The organism is Bacteroides sp. AF20-13LB (genome assembly GCF_003603065.1).
GTDB lineage: Bacteria > Bacteroidota > Bacteroidia > Bacteroidales > Bacteroidaceae > Bacteroides > Bacteroides uniformis.
In genome coordinates this window covers 1-10,929 of record NZ_QTMH01000017.1, presented here as the reverse complement: position 1 = coordinate 10,929, position 10,929 = coordinate 1, and the positions used below count along the sequence as shown (strand labels likewise).

12 protein-coding genes and 2 tRNA genes are annotated in these 10,929 nt (G+C 46.2%); 13 read left to right on the top strand and 1 reads right to left on the bottom strand.

The window, feature by feature from the left end:
- Nucleotides 1-63: 63 nt before the first annotated feature.
- From DWX62_RS18240 to tsf, 10 genes are all read left to right on the top strand, one after another.
- Nucleotides 64-138 (top strand) — tRNA-Val (locus DWX62_RS18240).
- A 31-nt stretch (nt 139-169) separates the two neighbouring features.
- A tRNA-Val gene (locus tag DWX62_RS18235) sits at nt 170-244 on the top strand.
- 158 nt (nt 245-402) lie between these two features.
- Nucleotides 403-1,749 (top strand): adenylosuccinate lyase, encoded by a 1,347-nt coding sequence (gene purB, locus DWX62_RS18230; RefSeq protein ID WP_005829591.1) that lies wholly within the window; start codon nt 403-405, stop codon nt 1,747-1,749.
- A gap of 136 nt (nt 1,750-1,885) precedes the next feature.
- The gene (locus DWX62_RS18225; RefSeq protein WP_120173061.1) at nt 1,886-3,370 is read left to right on the top strand and encodes a pseudouridine synthase; all 1,485 of its coding nucleotides are present in this window, start codon (nt 1,886-1,888) and stop codon (nt 3,368-3,370) included.
- Nucleotides 3,371-3,397: 27 nt separating this feature from the next.
- Nucleotides 3,398-4,801, top strand: coding sequence for an asparagine--tRNA ligase (gene asnS, locus DWX62_RS18220; RefSeq protein WP_005829597.1), 1,404 nt, complete (start codon nt 3,398-3,400; stop codon nt 4,799-4,801).
- Between the two features lie 151 nt (nt 4,802-4,952).
- Nucleotides 4,953-5,444, top strand: a complete 492-nt coding sequence (locus tag DWX62_RS18215; protein ID WP_005829599.1) for a DUF4488 domain-containing protein — start codon at nt 4,953-4,955, stop codon at nt 5,442-5,444.
- Nucleotides 5,445-5,782: 338 nt separating this feature from the next.
- Nucleotides 5,783-6,244, top strand: coding sequence for a 50S ribosomal protein L13 (gene rplM / locus DWX62_RS18210; RefSeq protein WP_005829602.1), 462 nt, complete (start codon nt 5,783-5,785; stop codon nt 6,242-6,244).
- A gap of 6 nt (nt 6,245-6,250) precedes the next feature.
- Entirely contained in the window at nt 6,251-6,637 is a 387-nt protein-coding gene (gene rpsI / locus DWX62_RS18205) for a 30S ribosomal protein S9 (protein ID WP_005829603.1), read from the top strand.
- 172 nt (nt 6,638-6,809) lie between these two features.
- The gene (rpsB, locus tag DWX62_RS18200; RefSeq protein ID WP_005829604.1) at nt 6,810-7,643 is read left to right on the top strand and encodes a 30S ribosomal protein S2; all 834 of its coding nucleotides are present in this window, start codon (nt 6,810-6,812) and stop codon (nt 7,641-7,643) included.
- A 122-nt stretch (nt 7,644-7,765) separates the two neighbouring features.
- Complete coding sequence (gene tsf / locus DWX62_RS18195) at nt 7,766-8,758, top strand: translation elongation factor Ts (RefSeq protein ID WP_005829605.1); 993 nt, start codon at nt 7,766-7,768, stop codon at nt 8,756-8,758.
- Nucleotides 8,759-8,865: 107 nt separating this feature from the next.
- Here tsf and DWX62_RS18190 read toward each other — a convergent pair whose 3' ends face one another.
- Nucleotides 8,866-9,213: a translation initiation factor gene (locus DWX62_RS18190; protein WP_005833443.1), complete on the bottom strand. Its 348-nt coding sequence runs from the start codon at nt 9,211-9,213 to the stop codon at nt 8,866-8,868.
- Nucleotides 9,214-9,363: 150 nt separating this feature from the next.
- On the opposite strand from DWX62_RS18190, the gene DWX62_RS18185 reads away from it, so the two are divergent.
- From DWX62_RS18185 to DWX62_RS18175, 3 genes are all read left to right on the top strand, one after another.
- Nucleotides 9,364-10,020, top strand: coding sequence for a redox-sensing transcriptional repressor Rex (locus DWX62_RS18185; protein ID WP_005829607.1), 657 nt, complete (start codon nt 9,364-9,366; stop codon nt 10,018-10,020).
- Complete coding sequence (locus tag DWX62_RS18180) at nt 10,020-10,637, top strand: fumarylacetoacetate hydrolase family protein (protein WP_005829609.1); 618 nt, start codon at nt 10,020-10,022, stop codon at nt 10,635-10,637. The genes DWX62_RS18185 and DWX62_RS18180 overlap by 1 nt, the downstream gene beginning before the upstream one ends.
- Before the next feature lie 66 nt (nt 10,638-10,703).
- Nucleotides 10,704-10,929, top strand: a 226-nt coding sequence (locus DWX62_RS18175) for a transposase (RefSeq protein ID WP_133303677.1), incomplete at its 3' end; no start/stop codon positions are given.

Below are 10,929 nucleotides of genomic sequence, written 5' to 3'. Positions count from 1 at the left end.
CAAAAGTTTTGGTAATGTCAAAATAAGCTGTACCTTTGCATCGCTTTTGAAACGGAAGTGTACGGGCGTTTAGCTCAGCTGGTTCAGAGCATCTGCCTTACAAGCAGAGGGTCGGCGGTTCGAATCCGTCAACGCCCACACAAAATCCAAGCACTTTCGTTCATCAAAAGGGCGTTTAGCTCAGCTGGTTCAGAGCATCTGCCTTACAAGCAGAGGGTCGGCGGTTCGAATCCGTCAACGCCCACTGGAAATTTTCATTCGAAGGTGGTCTTGCAAGTGATTGTAAGGCCATTTTTTTTATCCGTTAACTTCCTTTTCTTAAAATCTTTATCCTTTATGTCTTGTTACTCAGAAAAAAGCAGTAATTTTGCAGTCCGATAATTATCATCATAAATACGACGTATGAAACTTGATTTACTTACCGCAATCTCTCCGATAGACGGTCGATACAGAGGCAAAACGGATGTTTTGGCTGCCTATTTTTCAGAATTTGCACTGATTAAATACCGTGTACAAGTTGAAATAGAATACTTTATCACGCTGTGTGAGCTGCCTTTGCCGCAACTGAAAGGGGTGGATAAGGGCGTTTTCGAAACCTTGAGAAACATTTACCGTAACTTCTCCGAAGCCGACGCGCAACGCATCAAGGATATTGAGAGCGTGACGAACCATGATGTGAAGGCTGTGGAGTATTTCTTAAAAGAAGAGTTTGACAAGTTGGGTGGTATGGACGACTATAAGGAGTTCATCCATTTTGGCCTGACTTCACAAGATATCAACAATACGTCTGTTCCTTTGTCTGTAAAGGAGGCGCTGGAGCAGGTGTACTATCCTCAAATAGAGGAACTGATAGCGCAGCTCCGTGCTTATGCGGAAGAGTGGGCCGCTATCCCCATGCTTGCCAAGACACACGGACAACCGGCTTCGCCTACCCGTTTGGGCAAGGAGGTAATGGTGTTTGTCTACCGTCTGGAACGCCAGTTGGCAACGCTGAAGGCTTGTCCGGTGACAGCAAAGTTCGGTGGCGCTACGGGTAATTACAATGCCCATCATGTGGCTTATCCGGAATATGACTGGAAGGCATTCGGCAATAAGTTCGTTTCCGAAAAGCTTGGCTTGGAACGCGAGGAGTATACTACCCAGATATCCAATTACGATAATCTGTCTGCCATCTTTGATGCCATGAAGCGCATCAATACGGTGATGATTGATATGAACCGTGACTTCTGGCAATATATCTCTATGGAATATTTCAAGCAGAAGATTAAAGCCGGTGAGGTGGGCTCCAGCGCGATGCCGCACAAGGTGAACCCGATTGACTTTGAAAATGCGGAAGGAAACCTGGGCATGGCGAATGCTATTCTTGAGCACTTGGCGGTAAAACTGCCGGTTTCCCGTTTGCAGCGTGACTTGACGGACTCTACCGTGCTCCGCAATGTGGGTATGCCGTTCGGGCATATCATTATTGCCATACAAAGTTCTTTGAAGGGGTTGCGTAAGTTGCTGTTGAACGAACCGGCCATCTACCGTGACCTGGACAATTGCTGGAGCGTGGTGGCCGAGGCTATCCAGACCATTCTGCGCCGCGAGGCCTATCCGCATCCTTATGAAGCGTTGAAAGCGTTGACCCGTACCAATCAGGCCATTACGGAAGCGTCTATCAAGGAATTTATAGAGGGACTGAATGTAAGTGAAGAGATAAAGAAAGAATTGCGGGTGATTACCCCCCATACTTATACGGGAATTTAAGCAACCACAGAAGTGTACCGGAGGAATTTCAACTTTTTACTCCGGCAATTGTTATAGAAACATATAAAATTCAAGGTATAATAGAGACAATGAATGGCCGTGAGGCCAAGGTTTAATTTTATTCGAATAAAAAACAATGAGTACAGAAAACGAAACTTGGCGTGATGCTTCTTCCGCAGAGGAGAACTCAGGTGCCGGCCGCGATGGTAACCAATTTAACAAGGAAGGTGGCTACAGCCGTCCGTCTTACAACCGTGATAATGGCGACCGTCCTTATCGCCCCAGATTTAACAGTGAAAACGGGGACCGCCCGCAGCGTCCTTATAACAGTGACCGCCCTTATCGCCCGCGCTTTAATCCTGGTGCGGACAATGGTGACCGTCCGCAGCGTCCTCGTTACAATAACGATAATGGCGACCGTCCCTATCGTCCGCGCTATAACAGCGAAGGCGGCGACCGTCCGCAACGCCCTTATGGAAACAATTCGGGTGACCGTCCTTACCGTCCGCGCTATAACAGCGAAGGTGGCGACCGTCCGCAACGCCCTTATAATAGTGACCGTCCGCAGCGCCCGCGCTATAGCAATGAAGATGGTGACCGTCCGCAACGTCCTTATAACAGCGACCGCTCCTATAACAGCGACCGTTCTTATAATACGGACCGTCCTTATCGTCCGCGCTATAACAGCGAAGATGGCGACCGTCCGCAGCGTCCTCGCTACAATAATGAGGGTGGTGACCGCCCTTATCGTCCACGCTTCAATTCGGGTGGTGGAAGACCTGGCGGATACGGCAACAGAGACAGCTATAGCCGTCCAGTCCGTCGTTCGGCCGATTATGACCCCAATGCTAAGTACAGCAAGAAGAAACAAATAGAATATAAGGAGCAGTTTGTGGACCCGAACGAGCCTATCCGCTTGAACAAATTCCTGGCCAATGCCGGTGTTTGCTCCCGTCGCGAGGCTGATGAATTCATCACTGCCGGAGTCGTTTCTGTAAACGGAGAGGTAGTGACGGAATTGGGAACCAAGATTAAGCGCGGTGATGAAGTGAAGTTCCACGACCAGACGGTCAGCATAGAACGTAAGATTTACGTACTGCTGAACAAGCCGAAGGATACTGTGACTACTTCGGATGACCCCCAAGCACGTCGCACGGTGATGGATTTGGTGAAGGGCGCATGCGACGAACGTATTTATCCGGTAGGTCGTCTGGACCGCAATACTACAGGTGTATTGCTGCTGACAAACGATGGTGACCTGGCTTCCAAGCTGACGCATCCCAAGTATCTGAAGAAGAAGATATATCATGTGCATTTGGACAAGAACCTGACAAAAGCCGATATGGAGCAGATTGCAGCCGGTATTCAACTGGATGACGGGGAAATCCATGCAGATGCCATCAGCTATACGGATGACTTCAAGAAAGATGATGTCGGTATTGAAATCCACTCCGGCAAGAATCGTATCGTGCGTCGTATCTTCGAATCGCTGGGATACAAGGTGATGAAACTGGACCGTGTGTATTTTGCCGGTTTAACCAAGAAAGGCCTGCGCCGCGGCGAATGGCGTTACCTCACGGAACAAGAGGTGAACTTCCTGCGCATGGGTTCTTTTGAGTAATATATAATAAGGTATAATAACTGTTTTATGGAAAAGATTAGTAGAACAAAGATTGTTGACCTGCTGAAGCGTGAAGATTTTGGCGCTATGGTCAACGTGAAGGGCTGGGTTCGTACCCGCAGAGGTAGTAAGCAAGTAAACTTTATCGCGCTGAATGACGGTTCTACAATAAATAATGTGCAGATTGTAGTAGACTTGGGTAACTTCGATGAGGAGATGCTGAAAGAGATTACTACCGGTGCTTGTTTGAGCGTAAACGGTGTGCTGACGGAATCTGTCGGTTCCGGTCAGAAGGCCGAAGTGCAGGCCCGCGAAATCGAAGTGCTGGGAACTTGCGATAACACGTATCCGTTGCAGAAGAAAGGTCATTCCATGGAGTTCCTCCGTGAGATAGCCCATCTGCGTCCCCGTACCAATACGTTCGGGGCTGTGTTCCGTATTCGTCATAATATGGCGATTGCCATTCACAAGTTCTTCCATGACAGAGGATTCTTCTATTTTCATACTCCGATTATCACGGCTTCCGACTGTGAAGGCGCAGGCCAGATGTTCCAGGTGACTACGAAGAACCTTTACGACTTAAAGAAAGATGAGAACGGTTCCATTATTTACGATGATGACTTTTTCGGAAAGCAGGCCAGCCTGACTGTTTCCGGACAGTTGGAAGGCGAACTTGCCGCTACTGCATTGGGAGCCATCTATACATTCGGTCCTACGTTCCGTGCCGAGAATTCCAATACTCCCCGCCACTTGGCAGAGTTCTGGATGATTGAGCCGGAAGTGGCGTTCAATGATATTACGGACAATATGGACCTGGCGGAAGATTTCATCAAATATTGTGTACAGTGGGCTTTGGACAACTGTGCCGACGATGTGAAGTTCCTCAATGACATGTTTGATAAGGGCTTGATTGAACGTCTGCAAGGTGTCTTGAAAGAAAGCTTCGTGCGCCTGCCTTATACGGAAGGTATCAAGATATTGGAAGAGGCTGTTGCCAAAGGGCATAAGTTTGAATTCCCGGTGTACTGGGGAGTTGACTTGGCTTCCGAACATGAGCGCTATCTGGTGGAAGACCACTTCAAGCGTCCGGTTATCCTGACTGACTATCCGAAGGAAATCAAAGCGTTCTATATGAAGCAGAACGAAGACGGCAAGACCGTGCGTGCCATGGATGTACTCTTCCCGAAGATTGGAGAAATCATTGGCGGTTCCGAACGTGAATCGGATTACAACAAGCTGATGACGCGCATTGACGAACTTCACATCCCGATGAAGGATATGTGGTGGTATCTCGATACCCGTAAGTTCGGTACATGTCCCCACTCCGGGTTCGGTTTGGGCTTTGAGCGCTTGCTGCTGTTCGTTACGGGCATGACGAATATCCGTGATGTCATACCGTTTCCGCGTACGCCGCGCAACGCCGAGTTCTAAGTTTCGGAATATACAAACTGGATAAAATCATCCGCACAAACATTCTGTTGTTTGTGCGGTTTTTTTATACCCAAAAATGTTATAATCTCAAAATAAATCTTTATATTTGTGTCTAGCGGAACGACATAACGTTAACCAACATCATACGAATATGAAACGGAACTATTTCTTTACCATGCTGGCAGCGGTGCTGCTTGCGGTAGCGGGAGCCAATGCGCAGGAGAGCGCAGAGTTTAGGCCTGCGGAACTGGCAGGAATTTGGCAGTTATGTCATTATGTGTCCGAAATCCCGGATGTTCCCGGGATATTGAAACCGAGTAATACCTTTAAAGTGCTGAGTGATGACGGCCGCATTGTCAACTTTACAATGATTCCTGGCAAGGATGCCATCATCACGGGGTATGGGACTTATCAGCAGCTGACGGATAATTCCTATAAGGAAAGTATTGAGAAAAACATCCATCTGCCCATGTTGGACCACAAAGACAATATATTGGAGTTTGAAATAGGGGACGACGGGGTAATGTACCTGAAGTATTTTATAGCTAAGGACTTGAATGGGAATGAACTGAATACATGGTTCCATGAAACATGGAAGCGGGTGGGCATGCCCGCGAAATTCCCCGAGGACCTTGTCCGTTGATATTTCTTTCTCTTTCCCGTTTCTTTCTCAATGCAGCTTTGAAGGTCTTCTATGATGGCATTGGCCGATGAAGGCCGCATCATAAAGAGTTGTTCTAGCGGAGATTCTTTCGTTTCTCCGCAGGATAACTTTGTCTGTTGTATATCAGCCAAGTGGCTCTCTAAAAAAAAGTGGAAAACTTTTGCCAGTTCTAAGAAAAACCGTACCTTTGCAAGCCGATTATTATCTCAAAAGGATAAGCATTTAATTCATAGCGAGTTAATCTTCCATTGTCCGGGATGACTGGCTTGCGGTGAAGAAAAACATTTTAGTAGTAACATTTTAAAAAACAATTAAGAGTGGATACTTTAAGTTACAAGACCATTTCTGCAAACAAAGCTACAGTGACTAAAGAATGGGTCATTGTTGACGCTACAGACCAGGTATTGGGTCGTCTGGGCGCAAAAGTTGCGAAACTGTTGAGAGGAAAGTATAAACCTAACTTTACCCCTCACGTAGATTGTGGCGATAATGTAATCATTATCAACGCCGACAAAGTAAAATTAACCGGTAACAAGTGGAATGACAAGGTATATCTGTCATATACAGGTTATCCTGGCGGCCAGAGAGAAATCACTCCTGCCCGTTTGCAGGCAAAACCGAACGGTGATGACAAGTTACTGAGAAAAGTAGTAAAGGGTATGTTGCCTAAGAACAAGTTGGGCGCAAAATTGCTGGGCAATATGTATGTATATGCCGGCAGCGAGCACAAACACGATGCTCAGAACCCGAAAATGATTGATATTAACGTACTTAAATAAGAGATAATGGAAGTAGTAAATGCATTAGGCAGACGTAAAAGTGCAATTGCACGTATTTTCGTAAGCGAAGGTACTGGAAAGATTACTATTAATAAGAGAGACCTCGCAGAGTACTTTCCATCAAGCATTCTTCAGTATGTAGTTAAACAGCCGTTGAATAAGCTGGGTGTTGCTGAAAAGTACGACATCAAAGTTAATCTCTGCGGTGGCGGTTTCACCGGCCAGTCTCAGGCTTTGCGTTTGGCAATTGCCCGCGCACTGGTGAAAATCAATGCTGAGGACAAGGCTGCTCTCCGTTCTGAAGGTTTCATGACTCGTGATCCTCGTTCTGTTGAACGTAAGAAACCGGGACAACCGAAAGCACGTCGTAGATTCCAGTTCAGTAAACGTTAAGAGTTGGAGAACGGTTGGGGCGGACAAGTTGCTTAATTCTCGACTTTCACCTCTCAACTCTCAACTGAAAAAGCGTTTAGTATCTAAACTACCGGGACTCTTCAGATTCAGACTACCCGGCGGTTGGTTTAGAAGAAACAAAAAAGAAAGTAAACGATTAATTTAAAAGAAAATGTCTAGAACAAATTTTGATACATTATTAGAAGCCGGTTGCCACTTCGGTCACTTGAAAAGAAAGTGGAACCCTGCAATGGCTCCTTACATCTTCATGGAGCGCAATGGTATTCACATCATTGACCTCAACAAGACGGTTGCTAAAATTGACGAAGCTGCTGAAGCTTTGAAGCAAATCGCTAAATCAGGAAAGAAAGTCCTGTTTGTTGCTACTAAAAAACAAGCTAAGCAGGTGGTTGCCGATAAGGCTGCATCTGTAAATATGCCTTATGTAATCGAGCGTTGGCCGGGTGGTATGTTGACTAACTTCCCGACTATCCGTAAGGCTGTCAAGAAGATGGCTACCATCGACAAGTTGACAAGCGACGGTACCTATTCAAACCTCTCCAAGAGAGAAATTCTTCAGATTTCACGTCAACGTGCAAAGTTGGACAAGACTTTGGGCTCTATCGCTGACCTGACTCGTCTGCCGTCTGCTCTGTTCGTTATCGACGTAATGAAGGAAAACATCGCAGTTCGTGAAGCTAACCGTCTGGGGATTCCCGTATTCGGTATCGTTGATACAAACTCCGATCCTACGAATATCGATTTCGTAATCCCGGCAAATGATGACGCTACTAAGTCAGTAGAAGTTATTCTTGATGCTTGCTGCGCTGCTATGCAGGAAGGTCTGGAAGAACGTAAGGCCGAAAAGGTAGACATGGAAGCTGCCGGTGAAGCTCCTGCCAACAAAGGTAAGAAGAAAGCTACAAAAGCAAGACTCGACAAGTCCGACGAGGAAGCAATCAATGCCGCTAAGGCTGCTGCTTTCATGAAGGAAGAAGAGGCTTAATCATACTGTTGAGAGTTGAGAATTGAAAGTTGAGAGTTACTTTACGGCAATTCTCAATTCTCTATTCTCAACTCTCAATTACTTTATAAGGATATTATTAACAATTAAAATAAAAAGATATTATGGCTGTAAGTATGGCTGATATAACCAAGCTCCGCAAGATGACCGGTGCTGGTATGATGGATTGCAAAAATGCTTTGACTGAAGCTGAAGGCGATTTCGACAAGGCAATGGAAATTATCCGTAAGAAGGGACAAGCTGTTGCAGCTAAGCGTTCAGATCGCGAGGCTTCTGAAGGCTGTGTGCTGGCTAAGACTACGGGTGACTTTGCCGTTATCATCGCTCTGAAGTGCGAAACTGACTTCGTGGCTCAGAATGCTGATTTCGTGAAATTGACTCAGGACATTCTGGACCTTGCCGTGGCTAACAAGTGCAAGACTCTGGACGAAGTAAAAGCTCTGCCGATGGGCAACGGTACTGTACAGGATGCTGTAACAGACCGTAGCGGTATCACTGGCGAGAAGATGGAGTTGGATGGTTACATGACTGTAGAAGGTGCAAGCACTGTGGTTTATAACCACATGAACAGAAATGGCCTCTGCACTATTGTTGCTTTCAACAAGGCTGTTGAAGAAGGACTGGCTAAGCAGATTGCCATGCAGATTGCTGCCATGAACCCGATTGCAGTAGACGAAGATGGCGTATCTGAAGAAATCAAGCAGAAGGAAATAGATGTTGCTATCGAGAAGACAAAAGCTGAACAGGTACAGAAGGCTGTTGAGGCTGCTTTGAAGAAGGCTGGTATCAACCCGGCTCACGTGGACAGCGAAGACCACATGGAAAGCAACATGGCCAAAGGCTGGATTACTGCTGAAGACGTGGCAAAGGCAAAGGAAATCATTGCTACTGTTTCTGCCGAGAAAGCTGCACATCTGCCTGAACAAATGATTCAGAATATTGCTAAGGGCCGTCTTGGCAAGTTCTTGAAAGAAGTTTGCTTGCTAAACCAGGAAGACATCATGGACGGCAAGAAGACAGTTAGAGAAGTCTTGAAAGAGGCTGATCCTGAATTGAAGGTTGTTGACTTCAAACGTTTTACTTTGCGCGCTGAATAATTCCGCTTAGAAACGATTCTATAAAAAGAAGTGGCCGTATATGGAGTTGAATTCCTAAACGGTCACTTTTTTATGCCTCTACAGTTGCAGTGAGACGGATGATGCGTTTATCCCACGGGCTTGGTTTGCGTGTATCCTTCTGCCTTCAGGAGGTCGATGACACGTTGTTTGAAGTCGCCTTGCACGATGATTTCTCCATCTTTGGCACTTCCGCCTACTCCACATTTACTTTTCAGCAATTTGCCCAGTTCTTTCAGATTATTGTCGGTGCCCACGAAACCGGTGACAAGAGTGACGACTTTGCCACCCCGGTTCTTGCGGTCCAGCTGTACACGCAGGCGTTGTTGTGCAGGGGGGAGGGTAGCTTGCTCCTCATCGTCATTCATCTCATAGTTGTAGTCCGGGTTGGTGGAATAGACTATATTCAACCGTTCTTTCCAATCATTATTCTTCATACTTCTTTCTTTTAAACTTCCCAAAAGTACGATATTATGTGGAATTATGCAATTAGAAATTATGTTAAGCTTTTGTTGCATCCGTGTTACTGATTAGAAAAAAAGCACTACTTTTGTCAATCGCAATATTGAGAACTTAAATAAGAAACTATGAGCAGTCCGTTACAGAAAAAAGAAACCATGAAGGTGCCGGAACCTACCTTGCGCCGGCTTCCGTGGTACCTTTCTAATGTAAAGTTGCTGAAACAAAAGGGGGAACGATTCGTATCATCCACCCAGATTTCCAAGGAAATCAATATTGATGCTTCACAAATTGCCAAAGACCTTTCGTATGTCAATATCTCGGGGCGTACGCGTGTGGGCTATGAGGTGGACACACTGATAGCTGTACTGGAGGACTTCCTGGGATTTACCAATATACACAAAGCCTTTCTGTTCGGTGTCGGAAGCTTGGGAGGTGCCTTGCTGCGCGACTCGGGCCTAAGCCATTTCGGTTTGGAGATAGTGGCTGCTTTCGATGTGAAGCCCGAACTGGTGGGTACGACACTGAGCGGCATCCCCATCTATCACTCGGACGAGTTCAAGCAGAAGATGCAGGAGTACGATGTCAATATAGGCGTGCTGACGGTACCTATCGAAATAGCCCAGCAGATAACGGATTCCATGGTAGAGGGCGGTATCAAGGCCGTATGGAACTTCACCCCGTTCCGTATCCGTGTTCCCGAGAACATTGTCGTGCAGAACACTTCCCTTTATGCCCATCTGGCCGTGATGTTTAACAGACTGAACTTTAACGAAATCAAGTAATGAAGATTATTGCTGTAGGAATGAACTATGCTCTGCACAACAAAGAGCTGGGACATACACACGAGAATAAGGAACCGGTTATTTTCTTGAAACCCGATTCGGCCATTCTGAAAGATGGCAAGCCTTTCTTTATCCCCGATTTTTCCAACGAGGTACATTATGAGACGGAAGTGGTGGTGCGCATCTGCCGTTTGGGCAAGAATATTGCTCCTCGCTTTGCCCATCGCTATTATGATGCGGTGACGGTGGGCATCGACTTCACGGCACGCGACTTGCAACGTAAGTTCCGTGAGGCGGGTAATCCGTGGGAGCTTTGCAAAGGTTTCGACAATTCGGCAGCTATCGGCACCTTTGTCCCTTTGGAACAAGTGGGCGGCAATGTACAGAATCTGGACTTCCATCTGACGATTGATGATAAGGAGGTGCAACGTGGCCATACATCGGATATGTTGTTCCGGGTAGATGATATCATTGCCTATGTCAGTCGCTTCATGACCTTGAAAATCGGTGACTTGCTGTTCACGGGTACCCCTGTGGGAGTAGGTCCCATCAGCATCGGACAGCACTTGCAGGGCTATCTTGGGGAAGGGAAAGTACTTGACTTCAATATCCGGTAAATATGTTTAGCTGTCTTATCTTGATATAGGTAGACACATTTACAAACTAATAAATGTGTTACTATTATGACTTCAAAACGAAAGCTTTATCGTGAAGATGAAAAACTGTTTTTTCTTCACTCTTACTACCAATCAGGTATGAGTAAGCATGCCTTTTGCCGGGCACATGGCATTTGTTGCCCTGCCTTGCTAAATAGTTGGATTAAAAAGTATTCAAATTTAGCAGAAGAGCTATCTTTGCCTTCTGAACAAGAATCACCAGATATGTCCAATCGCAGCAAGGAAGCCTACA